This is a genomic window from Virgibacillus sp. 6R (assembly GCF_001895305.1).
GTDB classification, from domain to species: Bacteria; Bacillota; Bacilli; order Bacillales; family Amphibacillaceae; genus Virgibacillus; species Virgibacillus pantothenticus.
Window position 1 is genome coordinate 3,577,929 of sequence record NZ_CP017762.1, and the last position, 16,742, is coordinate 3,594,670.

Annotated in this window: 14 protein-coding genes; 12 read left to right on the forward strand and 2 right to left on the reverse strand. The window is 38.1% G+C overall.

Annotation, left to right across the window (positions count from 1 at the left end):
* Nucleotides 1-101: 101 nt before the first annotated feature.
* The 5 genes from BKP57_RS16330 (at nucleotide 102) to BKP57_RS16350 (ending at nucleotide 5,135) form a co-directional block, all read left to right on the forward strand.
* Nucleotides 102-965, forward strand: coding sequence for a 3-hydroxyacyl-CoA dehydrogenase (locus BKP57_RS16330; protein WP_072741990.1), 864 nt, complete (start codon nucleotides 102-104; stop codon nucleotides 963-965).
* Nucleotides 962-2,158: a thiolase family protein gene (locus BKP57_RS16335; protein ID WP_072741991.1), complete on the forward strand. Its 1,197-nt coding sequence runs from the start codon at nucleotides 962-964 to the stop codon at nucleotides 2,156-2,158. The genes BKP57_RS16330 and BKP57_RS16335 overlap by 4 nt, the downstream gene beginning before the upstream one ends.
* 17 nt (nucleotides 2,159-2,175) lie before the next feature.
* Entirely contained in the window at nucleotides 2,176-2,952 is a 777-nt protein-coding gene (locus tag BKP57_RS16340; protein ID WP_072741992.1) for an enoyl-CoA hydratase-related protein, read from the forward strand.
* Between the two features lie 342 nt (nucleotides 2,953-3,294).
* Nucleotides 3,295-4,155 (forward strand): phenylacetic acid degradation operon negative regulatory protein PaaX, encoded by an 861-nt coding sequence (paaX, locus tag BKP57_RS16345; RefSeq protein WP_072741993.1) that lies wholly within the window; start codon nucleotides 3,295-3,297, stop codon nucleotides 4,153-4,155.
* 29 nt (nucleotides 4,156-4,184) lie between these two features.
* A complete protein-coding gene (locus BKP57_RS16350; protein WP_072741994.1) occupies nucleotides 4,185-5,135 on the forward strand; it encodes an NAD(P)H-dependent flavin oxidoreductase in 951 nt (316 codons plus the stop codon).
* Nucleotides 5,136-5,977: 842 nt separating this feature from the next.
* Here the strand turns inward: BKP57_RS16350 and BKP57_RS16355 are convergent.
* Nucleotides 5,978-6,493, reverse strand: coding sequence for a gamma carbonic anhydrase family protein (locus BKP57_RS16355; RefSeq protein ID WP_050352005.1), 516 nt, complete (start codon nucleotides 6,491-6,493; stop codon nucleotides 5,978-5,980).
* A 222-nt stretch (nucleotides 6,494-6,715) separates the two neighbouring features.
* Between BKP57_RS16355 and BKP57_RS16360 the strand changes: the two genes are divergently transcribed.
* From BKP57_RS16360 to BKP57_RS23170, 6 genes are all read left to right on the forward strand, one after another.
* On the forward strand, nucleotides 6,716-7,330 hold the full coding sequence (locus BKP57_RS16360) for a PH domain-containing protein (protein WP_050352006.1): 615 nt from the start codon (nucleotides 6,716-6,718) through the stop codon (nucleotides 7,328-7,330).
* 250 nt (nucleotides 7,331-7,580) lie between these two features.
* Entirely contained in the window at nucleotides 7,581-7,745 is a 165-nt protein-coding gene (locus BKP57_RS22265) for a hypothetical protein (protein ID WP_156875363.1), read from the forward strand.
* Between the two features lie 689 nt (nucleotides 7,746-8,434).
* Nucleotides 8,435-9,499: a mandelate racemase/muconate lactonizing enzyme family protein gene (locus tag BKP57_RS16370; protein WP_072741995.1), complete on the forward strand. Its 1,065-nt coding sequence runs from the start codon at nucleotides 8,435-8,437 to the stop codon at nucleotides 9,497-9,499.
* Nucleotides 9,500-9,692: 193 nt separating this feature from the next.
* Nucleotides 9,693-10,862: a DUF819 family protein gene (locus BKP57_RS16375; protein ID WP_072741996.1), complete on the forward strand. Its 1,170-nt coding sequence runs from the start codon at nucleotides 9,693-9,695 to the stop codon at nucleotides 10,860-10,862.
* 11 nt (nucleotides 10,863-10,873) lie between these two features.
* Nucleotides 10,874-12,970, forward strand: a complete 2,097-nt coding sequence (locus tag BKP57_RS16380; protein ID WP_072741997.1) for a CocE/NonD family hydrolase — start codon at nucleotides 10,874-10,876, stop codon at nucleotides 12,968-12,970.
* 341 nt (nucleotides 12,971-13,311) lie between these two features.
* The gene (locus tag BKP57_RS23170) at nucleotides 13,312-13,446 is read left to right on the forward strand and encodes a hypothetical protein (protein ID WP_257786689.1); all 135 of its coding nucleotides are present in this window, start codon (nucleotides 13,312-13,314) and stop codon (nucleotides 13,444-13,446) included.
* A 332-nt stretch (nucleotides 13,447-13,778) separates the two neighbouring features.
* Here the strand turns inward: BKP57_RS23170 and BKP57_RS16385 are convergent, their stop codons facing one another.
* Entirely contained in the window at nucleotides 13,779-14,564 is a 786-nt protein-coding gene (locus BKP57_RS16385) for a helix-turn-helix domain-containing protein (RefSeq protein WP_050352007.1), read from the reverse strand.
* A 438-nt stretch (nucleotides 14,565-15,002) separates the two neighbouring features.
* Between BKP57_RS16385 and BKP57_RS16390 the strand changes: the two genes are divergently transcribed.
* Nucleotides 15,003-16,355, forward strand: coding sequence for an acetaldehyde dehydrogenase (acetylating) (locus tag BKP57_RS16390; protein WP_072741998.1), 1,353 nt, complete (start codon nucleotides 15,003-15,005; stop codon nucleotides 16,353-16,355).
* Nucleotides 16,356-16,742 lie beyond the last annotated feature (387 nt).

Below are 16,742 nucleotides of genomic sequence, written 5' to 3' on the forward strand. Positions count from 1 at the left end.
TTTTAAAGTTCCTTTTACAGAAAAACATTTGGTCAGCTGATATTCGGTACGAGCAAAAAATGTTCATGAGTGAGAAAGAATAGAGAAAGGGGATTTTTCAGATGAGTGATTGTTTAGTCGTCGTTGGAGCGGGAGTAATGGGGCGGGGAATTGCTTATGTCGCTTCATTAGGTGGTTATTTTGTGAAGCTTGTTGATATGAAACAGGAAATACTGGAGCAAGCAAAAGCAGAAATTAACAAGCTTTATGAGAAAGGAATCTCTCATGGGAAGGTAACGGAAGCTAAGGCAAATGAGGGAAAGGCTAATATTTGTTATGAAACAGAGTTGGAAACAGCAGTGAAAGATGCCACGATTGTTATTGAGGCTGTACCTGAAGTGAAAGAAATAAAGAGGAAAATATTTGAAAAAATTGATCGTGCTGCACCAAGGGACTGTGTGTTTGCCACAAATACATCGACGATGAGCCCAACGGAAATAGCTTCATATACAACCAAACCAGATTTAGTAATTGCCATGCATTTTTTTAATCCCGTTCATAAAATGCCACTGATTGAAATTATCCGTGGCTTGGAAACAAGTGATGAGACAGCTGAATTCGCTGAAAGAGTTGCCCGGAAAATGGGAAAAGAAACAGTGACTATCCATGAATTTCCGGGATTTGTAACAAGCCGTATTAGCTGTTTAGTTGGGAATGAAGCATTTTATATGCTACAGGAAGGACTGGGAACTCCGGAAGAAATCGATAAAGCTATTAAACTAGGATTAAATTATCCGATGGGACCGTTTGAGTTAGGAGATTTAGTCGGCTTAGATACAAGACTTCATAATCTCCGCCATTTACATCAAACATTAGGCGATAAATATCGTCCCGCACCACTTCTAGAACAATATGTAAAAGCTGGGAGATTAGGACGTAAAACAGGAAAGGGCGTTTACAACTATGAAGGAGAGGGAGATGAATGAAAGAAGTTGTCATTGTTGATGCAGTAAGAACCCCAATCGGCCGATATAATGGTTCTTTAAAATTTGTACGTCCGGATGATTTAGCGGCAGTGGTAGTAAAAGGGATCATAGATAGACAGCCAAAACTGCCGGTAGAAGCAATTGAAGAAGTCATTATTGGAAATGCTAATGGTGCAGGAGAAGAAAATAGAAATGTCGCTCGCATGGCTGCACTACTTGCTGGACTTCCTGTTCATGTAACCGGCACAACAATGAATCGCCTTTGTGGCTCAGGTTTGGATGCAGTTAACATGGCAGCACGATCGATTATGGTTGGGGATGGGGACATTTATATAGCTGGAGGAACAGAGAGCATGACAAGAGCTCCATTTGTTCTGTCCAAACCTGAATTGGAATTTTCACGAGGGAATAAGACATTAATTGACACTACCATTGGCTGGCGTTTCATTAATCCAAAGCTGGAAGCGATGTATGGTACTGATTCCATGCCGCAAACTGCAGAAAATGTAGCAAAACGATTTAGTATAACGAGAGAGGAACAAGATGATTTTGCCTATGATAGTCAAATGAAGGCGAAAAAGGCATTAGAAGCGGGAAGGTTTAGCGATGAACTCATTCCGGTTACGTATACGCTCAAAGGGGAGGAAATTACGGTCGATAAAGATGAGCATCCACGTCCAACAACAACCCGTGAAAAATTAGCCAGCTTACAGCCAATATTTGCAGGAGGAACGGTTACAGCGGGTAATGCATCAGGTATAAATGATGGAGCATCGGCATTGTTATTAATGAGTAAAGAAAAAGCGGAACAATTAGGTATCAAGCCTATGGTACGTTACATAGCGAGTGGAACTGCCGGACTTGAACCTGCCATCATGGGACTTGGACCTATTGAAGCAACTAAAAAAGCATTGCAACGAGCCAATTTAGAAGTAGCAGAGCTTGAATTAGTCGAATTAAATGAAGCATTTGCATCACAGTCACTTGCATGTATAACACAACTTGAGTTGAATCCGGATATCGTAAATGTAAATGGAGGGGCGATCGCATTTGGTCATCCACTAGGAGCAAGCGGATCGAGAATCCTCACGACATTAGTGCATGAAATGTGCCGCAGGGATGCTAAATATGGTCTTGCCACGATGTGTATCGGTGTAGGCCAAGGGATTGCAACTATTGTTGAAAAGATGTAAATGGAAGGAGTGTAGGAATGAGTCATGTTTTATTGGAAAAGAAGGAACGAATTGCCTATATTACAATGAATAGACCCGAAATATTGAACTGTTTTAATTATTGTACATTGCTAGAGTTAGAGGAAGTGATAGAAGATTTGTTGATCGATCAGAATATACGAATTGTGGTCATTACAGGAAGCGGCGATAAAGCCTTTAGTGCAGGAGCGGATTTAAAAGAGCGCAGACATTTAGAAAAGAAAGAAGTAATCCGGAATGTAAAAAAGATTAGTTCTGTGTTTGAACAGGTTGCAAACTTACCTCAACCGACGATTGCATTAATAAATGGATATGCATTTGGTGGAGGTTTTGAACTTGCGCTTGCTTGTGACTTTCGTATATCCGTTTCTTATGCGACAATGGGACTAACGGAAACAAGTATGGGAATCATTCCTGGTGCTGGTGGTACGCAGCGACTCCCAAGGTTAATAGGACAGGCGAGGGCAATGGAGTTGATTTTAACTGCGAAACGAATATCTGCGGAGGAAGCTTTTGAATATGGTCTCGTTAACAAGGTAGTAGAGCCGAAGGAACTTTTAGAAAGCTGTGAATTATTTGCGGAATCGATTATGAACAATGCTCCAATTGCAGTTCAGCAAGCAAAATTTGCGATTCAAAATGGGATGAACACGGATCTAAAAACAGGGATGAAACTAGAAGAGAATGCATACCGACTGACGATTCCAACAAAAGATCGAATAGAAGCACTTGCAGCATTTAATGAAAAAAGACCTCCCCAATTCATTGGTGAATAATATCTATTGCTGCATCAAAAAGCGATATCCGTTTTTACATGATGAATATGTTTTATAAAATAACGTCATCTCGTTTATGTGCTAGAAACGGATCTTATTATGATAGGTCAACATTGGCTCAAATGTAAAGGAAGAACTGAATAAACAGCGGGCTTGCCGCTCAGGCGTCAGCATACCCTGTTACAGGGGCATGGTTCGTTTATCTCGTCAGAAGTTCTCCAGTTTGTATGCCGCTAACCAGGTGTTTTTAGTTTTTTCGTTTCACAGAACGTGTTTATTCCATTATGAATCGTTACACAACAAAAAAAATAGAGGATTTAACAGATAAAAAGGATGATCAAAATGCAAAAAAAACTGAATACACGTTCGATGATTTTTACATTGTTTGGCGACTATATTCGTTACTATGGTAATGAAATATGGATGGGGAGTCTGATTAAACTATTGGAACCGTTTCATCATAATGAGCAATCTGTACGATCAGCTATTTCTCGAATGAGTAAGCAAGGGTGGGTTGTTAGTCGTAAAGAGACCAACAAAAGCTATTATTCATTAACCGAGCGAGGAAAGAAAAGAATGGAAGAAGCAGCTGGCCGTATCTATAGAATTGAGCCAGAGAAGTGGGACGGGACATGGCGTATGCTTTTATACAATATTCCTGAGGAAAAAAGGCAAATTAGAGACGAGTTGCGAAAAGAGTTGATTTGGAGTGGGTTTGGTTTACTATCCAATGGGGTTTGGATTACACCTAATAATTTAAAAGAGCAGATTTACGACATTATTGATAAATACGAGATTAAAGAATTTGTTTATTTTTTTGAAGCTGAAAATGAAGGATTTCAAGCTAACCAACAAATTATACGTAGTTGTTGGGATATTGACCATATTAATAACCTGTATCAAAAATTTATTCATGCCTATGAAAATAAAATGATTGAAAACTGTAAGAAAATAGAACAGGGTCAAATGAGTGATAAAGAATGTTTTGTAGAGCGAACTTTACTAGTTCACTATTACCGTAAATCACTGTTTGTCGACCCAGGTATTCCGAAAGAATTGTTACCTAAAAAATGGTTAGGAGAATATGCAGCAAAATTATTTAATGATTATTATAAAATTCTTGCCGCAAAGGCGAATACTTTTTTTGAGGAAATTTACCTGGCTGGTTATAGTAATCACGAAAAGCAGACGGTATCGAAATAATTAGTAATTCTAGGGCAGGGAGTGATTAGTTGGGCAATGTACTGACAGAACGGCTGAATATAGATTATCCTATTATACAAGGAGGAATGGGAAACATAAGTGACCCGGGTCTTGCAGCGGCTATTTCCAATGCTGGTGGATTAGGAACAATAGGTGCAGGGAATATGTCACTGCATGAAGTTTCGGCTAAAATTAACGAAACGATAACAAGAACTTCTATGCCATATTGTGTGAATGTTCCTATATCTGTTCATCCGAATCCTGAACAATTGGTGCAAGAACTAATCGATTTAAAAGTTCCGGTAGTTTCGTTATCAGCAGGTAATCCTTCTCCATTTATTTCTTTGCTTAAACAGCATAATATTATCGTTATCTGTGTTTCTTCAACTGTACGACAAGCGAAAAAAGCTGAATCTGCAGGAGCGGATATTATTGTCTGCGAAGGGTATGAAGCGGCTGGTATTAATGCGCTAAATGAAAGTACTACAATGACTCTCATTCCTCAAGTTGTTGAAAAGGTAAATGTACCGGTTGTGGCAGCAGGTGGTATTGCTGATGGAAAGGGTCTTGCCGCTGCTTTGTCACTAGGTGCAATGGGTGTACAAATGGGGACCCGTTTTATTGCTACGAAAGAAGCGCCTTTTCATGACATATATAAACAGGCAATTATCGAAGCAACTGATGAATCAACAGTTATTGTCGGTAGAAGGTACAATCGCATTCGTAGGTTAATGAAAACTTCGTATGCTAATAAGTTGGTGGAAATTGAAAAAGAAAATGAGTGCCCACAATTATTTTTGGAAAAGACAACCGAAGAGCATCACAAAGCAGGGGCGTTATTAGGCGACCCTGAAAATGGTTTTATGAATGGTGGGCAAATAGCCGGGTTAATTAATGATTGCCCCACTGTAAACGAATTAATAGAAACCATGGTAGCAGAGGCTAAACAAATTTTAAAGCTCAGTCTGGATAAAGTATAGTGAATGGAACCGAGTGTTTTTACTTTCATTATAAATACTCGGTTATACCTCACTTTAAAATATTAATTGGAAAGAAAAAAGGATAATACTGCTCAATTATAAAAAGTAGGTGCTATAAAATTTCATCTGCAAGAGGTTATAATAAAGAAAGACAAAGAGACCGAGAAAGGTTATTTTAAAAGAATAAGAAAGTATAAACTTAGGTGCTTATGGATAATGAAATAACCGAATCGTCACGTCCAGCTCCATCGCCCAGCATCTAGGCGACTTAGAAATGCGCCCTACGATAAGGCATCATCGGTTCGTCCCTAAGAGGAAGGCCGACTAAACACGGGCTTGCCGCTCAGGCGTCGGCATACCCCTGTTTTTAGTGGCATGATTCCTTTATCCCGTAAAAAGGCGTTGTAGACTCCCACTTCAAGAATGGAAGATGTGAGCTGAACAAGTCGAAGCGGGAGGTAACAGCACCTAAATCCCCGATTCGTTCAAGGGCCTTTAGGTCATACCCTGGTGGTACTACAATCAGCGGGGATGAAGAAAACCCCGCTGATGGAAGGTTCACTTTATCTTTCGTTGATTCGTTCCATTCGCTACGTTGCTAAACGGGCGCCCCGCGCCTTTGTTCCACTATAGGAAATAGGAAAGTATAAGATTTTTTTGGTTTATCGTATAAGAAAAATGCTTATTATCTTTGAAGGAATAGATACGTATTATAGAGAGCCTTCAATAGTAAAAGTCCAAAATCTAAAGCTCGTAATTTACTGTTTATTAACTTTGGTATAGGGGTTAAGTCAAATTATTATAGAACGGAACTGGGAGGGAGACCTCCCAACAGTAACATGTTATGTTTCAAATATTTGCTTGAAGTCTTTTCCTTTTTGTACATATGTATCGATTGATAATTGAATAAGTTCAAGGTCTTTTGTGGATACTTCACGAACGACTTTACCCGGGGAGCCGACAACAAGGGAACGAGGCGGGATGTTTTTCCCTGGTGGTATAAGCGTGTTTGCTCCAATAATGCATTCTTCACCAATTTCTACATGATCTAATATGGTTGATCCCATTCCAATAATGGATCTTTTTCCCACTTTACACCCATGCAGAATAACATTATGTCCAACCGTAACCTCATCATCGACAATGACAGGACAGCCTGCAAATAAATGAATAGTAGAATTGTCTTGAATACTACATTTTTCTCCTATTGTTATCGAATCTTCATCCCCTCGTAACACTGCATTGAACCAAATAGTAGATTCTTTGCCAATGGTTATATCTCCAATTAAATATGCACCCGGAGCTACGAAAACGCTATCATGAATGGATGGTTCACGATGGTTGTATGGAATGTTCAACGTCTCACCTCTTTGAAAATTTAGTTTATTTTCTCTATTTTAACATTTTGGAATGGATTTTGAAATGATTTCGATAAATGAAAGGTAAGACTCACAATTTCTTTTTCCTGTTTGAAACGCGCACTTAATCCACGAAATTTCCAAAAAGGTTTCTGTTTGCTAATATATACGATATGATAAAAAAGGTAGAGTTTGGATTAATTTTTAAGGAGGCAAACAACGATGTTTAAAAAGATTGCAAGTGATGCTTTAGGATTAAGTGACATTGGCAAGATTATTTCTCCAGAGGATTTTGATAAGACGGAATCTGATGATTATGTGCTGCATGAGGAAGGGGAAAAAATTCACTTTCTTATCAAGTCGAAATCGGATGAATACTGCTTCACCAATCGTGCTTTGATTCATCTTGATGGAGAAAAAGCGACGAGCAGCAAGCGTAATATTTATCGATATGATTATTACAAATACCCAATTAGTAATGTATCCGTAGAGACAGCTGGCACTGTTGATTTAGATTTAGAAATTAAGTTTTCAATTGGTAAGCAGACGGTTTCTGTGGATATCAGTAAAAAAGAAGGGGAAGCGATTGCAGACTTATATAAATCATTAGTAACGATTTCTCACATCCAAGATACGAATGACCGAAAGAAAAAATTTGCCAAGGATAGTTTACAAGTCTCGCAATCTTTATTTAATGATAATCGATTCCAAGAAGGGGTCATCTCTAAAGAATTTGCGGAAGCTACAAAATTTGCATTTGAATGGTATACAGCGACATATGATGAAAACACACAAAAGGATTTTGGAGAAGTATTTGATAAATATATTCAAAATTAATAGGGAAGTTTTCATTAAGATTAATTCGAAAAGTAGTTTTAAGTAGTAGAGTTACTTATAGAATTGTTTAACAGAATAATTCCAGAAGTCCGCCTATTACCTAAGATAGGCGGGCTTTTTTGCACTATAGGAAAGCATTCCTGTAATAAAGCAAAATGAGGATTGAACTAAAAACGCCCCCTTGGTATGATACGAGGTGTCCAAAGCTAATCGCAAAAATGGACCCTTAAATTAACCAAGGAGGACTATCATGAATTATAAACAAAATGAAAAGATATTACAACTGACAGACAATTCATTAATTATTGGAGTTGACATCGCCAAGAATAAACATGTTGCTCGCGCACAGGAAACCCAATTGATAATATTTCCCATATACTTTATAGATAAAATTAATTTATTATGTGAAAAGTGACTAGTTATACGTGTTTACAAGTTCAATATTTAACATAATGTTGCAAACTACTTAAAATACTAGTTCTCACTAAAATCATTCTATTTAATCCTACAGATATTTTTTCTCCCAAAACAACCAATGTTTGTTTCTATTAACATGTCTTTAGGTCAAGCCTTTGTGGTACAACAATCAGTGGGATGTAGAAAATCCCTACTCTCGGAAGCTTCACTTTATTTGTGTCAACTACTATTATTTTAAAAGAGCGTTTTCTATTTAGAATGCTCTTTTTATTTTTATAAAATATTTGGATAATATTGTAAATAATCATTCAGGCTTTCTTGTGACTAAAGGTTTTTACTGCCAGATTTATAAATTATAAAAGGTGTCTACATGGAGAGCCGCAAGCGCAGCTTCCAGATAGGTTGTTGCAAAATAGAGGTTTGTAGCAGTGTCATATACTAAGAAGTAAAAGATCGTTTCTTTTTAGAACGTCTAAAGACCATCACAATTATTCTAGTTTAACTTGAGTTGAGGAAAAGAAATTTTTGAAGAACCAAGTTGTGCCTATTTATTGAGTAATGATAGAAAAAGCAATTAGATAGTGTTTTTTTTAACTGATATTGACATACATGAAATACAAGGGTTATAATACGTTCAATCAAAGAACCCTATTCTAAAAATTCATAATATTAAGGAGAAAAACAACCATGAAGATAACAAACGTTAAAGTAGACAAGCTAAAGTTAGAATTAATAAAACCTATTACCGTTGCATTAGGAACCATTGAACATGTGGAGTCACTGATTTTAAAAGTGGAGACAGATGAAGGCATTTCAGGAATCGGTGAAGGAGCTCCCTTTGAGTTTGTAACTGGTGAAACATTAGAAACATCACTGTATGTAGCACGTATGTTAGGGAATAGATTAATAGGAGAAGACCCACTAGCTATTGAAAGAATTCATCATTTGATGGACAAGACAATAATTGGAAATTCTGCTGCAAAAGCAGCAATTGATATAGCGTTATATGATCTGCATGGTAAGTGGCTGAATACCCCGTTATATAAAATATTAGGTGGATATAGCAATACATTTATAACAGATATGACGATCGGAATTGATCAGCCAGAAGTAATGGCGCAAGAGGCAAAGGAAAAGGCGGAAATAGGTTTTTCGATTTTAAAAATTAAAGCTGGAAATGATCCAGAACATGATATAGAAGCAGTTAAACTCATACGTCAAGCTGTTGGTAATAGAGTTCGCTTACGAATGGATGCGAATCAAGGTTGGACATCTGTGCAAGCAATCCGTGTTATTCGAGAAGTAGATCAATATCGTGTCGATGCGATAGAACAACCGTTAGCCTACTGGGATATAGACGGAATGAAATATGTAAGAAATAAAACATCTATTCCAATCATGGCAGATGAAAGTGTCCATTCACCAATAGACGCAGTGAAGATTATTAAACAAAATGCTGCGGACATGATTAATATAAAATTAATGAAATCAGCTGGGCTTTATAAAGCAGTTGCCATTAATAATATTGCTGAAGCAGCTGGAGTCCCTTGTATGGTTGGCTGTATGCTGGAAAGTAAAATAGGGATTACAGCTGGCGCCAGTCTTGTAGCAGCCAAAAGGAATATTATGGAAGCGGATATGGATAGCTTTCTATATATAAAAGAGACGGGGATAAGTGGTGGTCTATCCCTACAGAAAGGTGTAATTACGCTGTCGGAAGAGCCAGGACTAGGAATAACCATTAATATCTGATTATTATATCTCGTTTGAAAAGTTCGCGAAATAGCACATTTTAATTTAGTGCTGTTTTCTGTACTATATATTAATAACATACATGATCATTAAAGTTTTTTGACCGTTCTTTTTAACAGTCTTTTACATGCGTAAAAGAAACATACCTCTCATTTATCACATAAAATTTAATACAGATGTCGGAGGAATAAACATGGATACATTTTTTTCTAGTTCGGGTAGTCTTCTTGCTATCATGGCTATTACAGTTGCTCTTAGTTTTTACTTACAACGGTTTAAGGGATTTAAACTACTTGGTCCAGCTTTAATTGTAATTTTAATTAGCATTGTTTTAGCTAATTTTAAAATAGTACCATTTCAGGCAGAGGTTTATGGAGTAGTTGCAGAGTATGCGATTCCGCTATCTATTTCCATGATGCTCTTAAGTGTTGATTTAAAGCTGATGCTTCAGTTATCTAAGAAACCTATCTTCTCTCTAATGCTTGCAGTTTTAAGTGTTGGTATTGTTACTGTTATTTCTGGCATTATCTTTGCACCAATGATAGATGAGGGTTGGAAGATTGCTGGGATGTTTGTAGGAACATATACTGGCGGGAGTTCTAACCTAACAGCTATTGGTTATGGATTGAATGCATCACCAACCACTTTTGCTGCTGCTAATGCTGCTGACTATGTTGTAGGAATACCCACATTAATTATGATGTTTGCTTTTCCGACTCTTGCAGCCAAATCGAAATGGTTTAAAAAGCACTGGCCATACTCCATTAGTGAAAAGGAACTAGATGGGAATGAAAAGGATGCCAAAGACGCATTTTTAGAAAGTAAGACTTGGAGTATTCAAGATATTGCTGTAAGTTTTGCACTTGCATTTATAATCGCTGCTACCAGTACTTATTTAGCGGGATTTGCACCAGAATCATTTCAAAGCGCAGCTCGTATTTTACTTATTACTACAATAGCTATCTTGTCTGCACAGCTTAGTCCAGTCAAAAAAGTAAAAGGAAATATGGATTTAGGATTATTTGTTGCTTTATTCTTTTTAGCAACGATCGGTTATATGGTGAATATTAAAGAATTTGTTGGTTCAACGTTAGTAATTGCTCTGTTTTGCTTTGTGGTTATTATTTTGACGCTTATATTACATGTTTTCCTTTGTCGTTTATTTAAAATTGAGTACCAATATGTCATTATTGCGATTGTTGCAGCCATTGCTGACGGTACTACCTCAGCACTAATTGCAGCTTCTGCCAAGTGGAAGGCGCTAGTCAGTTTAGCTGTTGTATTAGGAGTTCTTGGAATGGTGTTTGGTAATTATCTAGGGATAGGTGTTGCTTATCTAATTAAGTTCATTATTGGTGTATAGGGGGATTAAAAATGGAGCGTTATTTACTGTATCGAAGTGGAATTCATGATGCTACGATTGAATTCGAAGCTGATAAAATATTGTACAGGGAAAGAGATATTATTGAAAATAAATGGCTAGATACAAGGCAGTTTCCTAAGGAAAAAGCAACAGAGTGGGAGGAATATTATCATATTAATCCATTAAGTATATGGCGAAATTTTTCAGAATACAAAGATATATTTCGAAGGGACTCCGATCGAGTAACGACTTCATGGGGAGATATTTACAGCAAAGAAAATGAGCATTCACAACTCTGGGTTCAGCGGAAGAAGAAATTTCCACTTGATGTTGTTGTCAATGGTGGAGAGCCTGTTGCGTTTATAAGTGTTTCAAGGGAGGTGTGCAATGTATTCGTGAAAGCAGGTTATGAGAATCATACACCTGTAGAATATTGGAAGAACGATTTGATTTCGGAGGCTAAGTATGGTGTTGAATTGCATGGAACATTTATGGTTCCAATGCGTGATAATGTAAGACTCGCTACGGATGTGTGGATTCCAAAGGGAGCGTCTAAACCAAGACCGGTTATATTTGTTCGAACGCCGTATGGGAAAAACTCTTATAAAAATGCGTATGTTCAATTTATTCAACGTGGATATGGGGTTGTTATTCAGGATACTCGTGGACGGGAAGAATCAGAAGGCAAGTGGATTCCCATGGCTTACGAAATGGAAGATGGTGATGATTCCCTTAACTGGATTGCCTCACAGCCTTGGTGTGATGGAAATATTGGGATGATTGGAGCATCATATGGCGGCTTTGTGCAATGGGCTGCTGCTGCAAGTGGCAATCCCCATTTAAAAGCTTTAGTGAGCATAGTTACTGCTGGAAGTCCATTTATTGACGTTCCACGTAAGGGAGGGGCGTTTGTTTCAGGAATGCTAGCATGGGCATTTGCGATGGTTGAAAAACAAATGAAGCCCGAAAATATGCTGCGTGATGATTGGGATGAGGTTTTAAAAATTCGCCCACTACGTGATATTCCGAAACAAGCACTCGGAAGGGATGTTCATTTTTGGAATGAATGGTTGTCACATCCTGTCTATGATAACTTCTGGGATAAAGGAAACTGGCATCAGTACAAAGAACGAATACAGGTTCCTGCTATGATTATTTCTGGGTGGTATGATGATAATGGAATGGGAACGACAGAAGCCTTGGATGTTGTATCCGATTATGATAACAAGGATAAAAAAGTATTGCTTGGTCCTTGGATGCATAACGCTAATACCCTTCGTGATATTCAAGGTGTTGCGTTAGGAAACAATGCGCTTCGCTATGATTTAGATGTATACCATCAGCTATGGTTTGATAATAAGTTAAAAGGAATCGATAACGGGATTGATACAAGTCCATCGGTAGAATACTATGTAACGGGTGAAAATGAATGGCGCAAGTGTGAACAGTGGCCACCTGAGCAAGTGAAATGGTCGAATTTTTATTTAAATAGGGATGGAAATACACACGCATCTGCACATAATGGCAATTTAATATTAGACCCGTCAACAAAAATAACTTATGAACAATACCTGTATGATCCCAATAATCCAGCTCCACACTTAATTGATCTGTCAGAAAATGAAATTGGTGTTCCAGGTAATTATCGTTGGGTTGAAGAACGGGATGATGTTTTAATATATGAAACACCATTTTTAGAGACGCCCTTGACTATTGCAGGAGATATGTATGCAGAATTTTATGCTTCAAGCTCAGCAAAAGATACAGATTGGATCGTTCGATTAACGGATGTTGATGAGAATGGAAATTCTATTAAACTTGTAGATGGAGTTATGTGTGCGCGTTTTCGTAACGGTTATAATAATGAAGCGTTGCTCAAGCCTTGGGGTATTTATAAATTTACGATTCAAACATCTAAGATAGCCCATACATTTAAAGTAGGACACAGAATACGGCTGACGATTACCTCCAGTGCAGAAAATTTTATTTTTCCAAATGCAAATACAGGGAATGATCCCGCAGATGATGTGGAAGTGGTACAAGCTACCCAACGTATCTATCATGGCGGAGAATATGTATCGTATGTAAGGCTCCCTGTAATAGAGTAAAAAGGGGAAACGAAATAACCGACTAGCCACGTTCGGCGCAAGCGCCCAGCAACGATGCGACTTTAGAAATGCGCCCTCCGATAAGGCATCATCGGTTCGTCGCAAAGAGGAAGGCCGACTAAAAACGGGCTTGCCGCTCAGGCGTCGGCGTACCCCTGTTTTTAGTGGCATGATTCCTTTATCCCGTAAAAAGGCGTTGTAGACTCCCACTTCAAGAATAGAAGATGTGAGCTGAACAAGTCGAAGCGGGAGGTAACAGCACCTAAATCCCCGATTCGTTCAAGGGCCTTTAGGTCATACCCTGGTGGTACTAACAATCAGCGGGGATGAAGAAAACCCCGTTGATTGAAGGTTCACTTTATCTTTCGTTGATTCGTTCCATTCGCTATGTTGCTAAACGGGCACTTGCGCCTTTGTTTATTTTATACAATAATTATCAAATCAGGCGATTTTTAAGTGTGAAAAAAGAGCAGTAAAACAAATCGTTGAAAATGGTTAACGATTAGTTAGTATACTGTTGTTTTTTTTCTGAAATTGACTACTTGCTAACTGATTCAATGAGCACGTATGCCCCTGCCCAGAGAGAGTTCACCTGCAAAGTGAGCGAGTATGTCTTTCCCCGCAATTGAGCGGATATGTCGCGGACTCGAATATATCTTTCCAATAACCCGAGCATGTTATTATCGTTAAAAGCACATGCCCAGCTAAATCGAGCATGCCGGTCTCCGAAGCTAGCAAGAGCTGCGCTCGATCGAACACAGCTCTTCAAATCATAAAACCCATCTATACCTAACAAATGGGTTAGATCTTATTTGGTTTTTCCCTCAGCAAAGGCGATATCAGCTGGAACATGCTCTCCTTGGTATACTTGTTTAAATGCATTAGGTGTGTAATTCGTTTCTTTTTTAAAAATCCGACTAAAATAGGTGAGATCGAGATAGCCGACTTGCTCGGCTATCTCTGTGACGGTTAAGTCCGTTGTTCGCAACAGCTTTTTGGCCTGTTCTATTCGGTAATGGCGTAAGTAGCTCACAAAAGACATGCCAACAGTTTCTTTAAAAAAGCGGCTAACATAACTTTTATTCAGATGCATAAATCGTGCCAACGAGTCTAAATTAATTTCTTCATGGTAATGTTCATGCACATATTGCATCATTTGAGCAGCACTTTCTTTTATCGTATCTGTAACCGATTTACGTTCATAATGCAATAAAGAAACTTGATTTAATGCTAATATTGCCCGGTGGATGGCGGACTTGCATTCCTCAGCTTTTAAAGGTTTTACTAGGTAGTCGACAGCCCCGCAGCGAATTGCGGTTTGAATATGTTTAAAGTTTTCTTCATTATCAAGCAAGATAACTTTAATGTTAGGATGACGTTTTACGATATTTGTTTTATATTGGAAAATTTCGTCGCTTGACTCACTAACATCTAAAATCAACATATCAGGTTGTTGTTCCAATGAGCGTGTGTACGCTTCTTCGGCAGACAAAGCATCGTCGAGAAATGTTACATTAAAAAAATGCTCGGAAAAGATTTGTTTTAATAAAATACGGTCGGCTTGTTCAGGGCTAGCTAATAATACGCGACACATAATATCACCTCTTTTAACAGTATTCTCACTGACGGTTTTCAAAAAACAGGAAGCCGACAGGGAGGATTGCTTTACTAGAATGCTATAAATTAGGGTATGCACTCTGATTTCTCAAGTAACTAAAAAGGAATTGTCAGTACGCTATGTTTCAGATCCTAACTCTCAGTAAAAGATTAATAAGTTTATTTTATCTTTATATTGACGCCTATATTCCCTTCAAAAAGTTTTAGCGATGCGCTTCAGTTCTTAAAAACATATATCTCACTATAAGTATAACATGATCATAATGGTAATATTATCCTGATTGTTCCAAGGCTATTGTGAATAAATGAACAAATATCAAAATTATCCAAAAACAAACACAAATAGTCCTAACGATATTTTTGTAAACGCTTTATTATAGGGGTGTAGGAAATAAATGAAAAGGGGATGGCAAACATGGCTATTAATCTAGCGCAAGAAACAGTGCAAAAATATGAGGTAGAGACGCTGATTCAAAAAGCGAAGCATGCCCAAAAAATATATATTAGCTTCACCCAGGAACAAGTAGATGAAATTGTTAAAGCTGTATCCGCGCAATTAACAGAAGCTGCAGAGGACTTAGCATTTAAAGCACATACAGAAACAGGCTTTGGTAATGTGAAAGATAAAACGACGAAGAACTTATTTGCTAGTCAGCAAGTATACGAAAGTATAAAAGATGAACCAACTGTAGGTATTATCCATCGTGACGAAGTGAATAAAGTGATTGAGGTTGGTGTACCAATGGGAGTCATCGCAGCACTTGTTCCAGTAACGAACCCAACATCGACCGTTATTTTTAAAACATTAATTGCTTTAAAGACAAGAAATGCAATTGTGTTGTCACCACATCCAAAAGCTGTCAATTGTATTGTTGAGGCTGCTCGTTTAGTGGAGGAAGCAGCAGTGAATGCTGGTGCTCCCAAAGGTTTAGTTCAAGTAATAGAGTCACCGAGTTTGGAGAGGACACAAGCGTTAATGCAACATGATGATACGGCATTAATATTAGCTACTGGTGGCGGTCCTATGGTAAAAGCTGCTTATTCCTCAGGCAACCCTGCAATTGGCGTAGGTCCGGGTAATGGTCCTGCGTTTATTGAAACATCAGCCAATGTGAAAGAAGCAGTTGATCGAATTATTACTAGTAAAACATTCGATCACGGTACGATCTGTGCTTCAGAGCAATCCATTATTGTTGAAAAAAGCATCAAAGATGAAGTTGTTCAAGAATTGAAAAAGCGCCATGCTTACTTTATGAATCAAGAAGAATCAGAGAAGGTTTCCCACTTTATTATGCGTGAAAATGGGACGATGAATCCGCAAATCGTTGGAAAACCTGTAACTGAAATTGCTAAACTATGTGGAATTATTATTCCTGCTGATACTACCGTACTCGTTTCTGAGGAAACTACAATTGGTCCTGACAACCCGTATTCACGTGAAAAATTAACGCCAATCCTAGCAATGTACACAGTTGACGATTGGGACGAAGGTGTTGTTATTTGTAATACAATTTTAGAAAATGAAGGCGCTGGGCATACAGCAATGTTGCATACAACGAATGATGATCTAGTACAGGATTTCGGCTTACGTATAAAAGCATCCCGTATTCTAATTAACACACCAGGTACTTTTGGTGGAATTGGTTTTTCCACCAACCTTGCTCCTTCTTTAACACTAGGATGTGGCGCTATCGGGGGAAGCAGTATTACAGATAACGTGAGTGTTCGTCAGTTAATGAATATTAATCGCGTTGCTTATAATAAGTAAATTCGTTAAATTAAAGAAGCATCTAGACTTCGTGACATGCGAAGTTTGGGTGTTTTTTTGTTGTATAAGAAAGCACCATGGATCGCCAAGAGCGCAAGCCACCATCTATGATGAAAAATTTTGCTTTATAATGTTTAGATTCTTGAAATACTACCTAAAATAAATAAGTTATATAATGGTAAATCGCGTTTTTTTCATACAAAAGTATAAAATTAGGTGCTTGGAGATAACGAAATAACCGAATAGCCACGTCCGGCGCATGAGCCCAGCAACGATGCGACTTTAGAAATGCTCCCTACGATAAGGCCTCATCGGTTCGTCGCTAAGGGGAAGGCCGACTAAAAACGGGCTTGCCGCTCAGGCGTCGGCATACCCCAGTTTTAGTGG